Genomic DNA, 1,490 nt, shown 5'->3' with positions numbered 1-1,490 from the left:
GCGCTGAAGAGCTTAACTTCCGTGTTCGGCATGGGAACGGGTGTGACCTCTTCGCTATCGCCACCAAACCATTGAGAGTGTTCTCTCAAAACTAGATAACAGTAAGCATACATTCAAATTGGTTAAGTCCTCGATCGATTAGTATCTGTCAGCTCCATGTGTCGCCACACTTCCACCTCAGACCTATCAACCTGATCATCTTTCAGGGATCTTACTTCCTTGCGGAATGGGAAATCTCATCTTGAGGGGGGCTTCATGCTTAGATGCTTTCAGCACTTATCCCGTCCGCACATAGCTACCCAGCGATGCCCTTGGCAGAACAACTGGTACACCAGCGGTGCGTCCATCCCGGTCCTCTCGTACTAAGGACAGCTCCTCTCAAATTTCCTGCGCCCGCGACGGATAGGGACCGAACTGTCTCACGACGTTCTGAACCCAGCTCGCGTACCGCTTTAATGGGCGAACAGCCCAACCCTTGGGACCGACTACAGCCCCAGGATGCGATGAGCCGACATCGAGGTGCCAAACCTCCCCGTCGATGTGGACTCTTGGGGGAGATAAGCCTGTTATCCCCGGGGTAGCTTTTATCCGTTGAGCGATGGCCCTTCCATGCGGAACCACCGGATCACTAAGCCCGACTTTCGTCCCTGCTCGACTTGTAGGTCTCGCAGTCAAGCTCCCTTGTGCCTTTACACTCTGCGAATGATTTCCAACCATTCTGAGGGAACCTTTGGGCGCCTCCGTTACATTTTAGGAGGCGACCGCCCCAGTCAAACTGCCCACCTGACACTGTCTCCCGGCCCGATAAGGGCGGCGGGTTAGAAGGTCAATACAGCCAGGGTAGTATCCCACCGATGCCTCCACCGAAGCTGGCGCTCCGGTTTCCAAGGCTCCTACCTATCCTGTACAAGCTGTACCAACATTCAATATCAGGCTGCAGTAAAGCTCCACGGGGTCTTTCCGTCCTGTCGCGGGTAACCTGCATCTTCACAGGTACTATAATTTCACCGAGTCTCTCGTTGAGACAGTGCCCAGATCGTTGCGCCTTTCGTGCGGGTCGGAACTTACCCGACAAGGAATTTCGCTACCTTAGGACCGTTATAGTTACGGCCGCCGTTTACTGGGGCTTCAATTCGCACCTTCGCTTACGCTAAGCGCTCCTCTTAACCTTCCAGCACCGGGCAGGCGTCAGCCCCTATACTTCGCCTTACGGCTTCGCAGAGACCTGTGTTTTTGCTAAACAGTCGCCTGGGCCTATTCACTGCGGCTCTCTCGGGCTTTCACCCTAACAGAGCACCCCTTCTCCCGAAGTTACGGGGTCATTTTGCCGAGTTCCTTAACGAGAGTTCTCTCGCTCACCTTAGGATTCTCTCCTCGCCTACCTGTGTCGGTTTGCGGTACGGGCACCTCTCACCTCGCTAGAGGCTTTTCTTGGCAGTGTGGAATCAGGAACTTCGCTACTATAATTCGCTCGCCATCACAGCTCAGCC

Annotated in this window: 2 rRNA genes; both read right to left on the bottom strand. The window is 54.4% G+C overall.

Annotation, left to right across the window (positions count from 1 at the left end):
- Positions 1-68, bottom strand: a 5S ribosomal RNA gene (rrf, locus tag ACFVQ3_RS18810); the annotation flags it as partial.
- A 50-nt stretch (positions 69-118) separates the two neighbouring features.
- Positions 119-1,490: ribosomal RNA gene (locus tag ACFVQ3_RS18805) — 23S ribosomal RNA — on the bottom strand; the annotation flags it as partial.

Origin of the sequence: Oerskovia sp. NPDC057915 (assembly GCF_042887685.1) — a bacterium.
Lineage (GTDB): Bacteria > Actinomycetota > Actinomycetes > Actinomycetales > Cellulomonadaceae > Oerskovia.
Note: the sequence above shows the minus strand (reverse complement) of the source record. Positions and strands in the feature narration are given on the sequence as shown.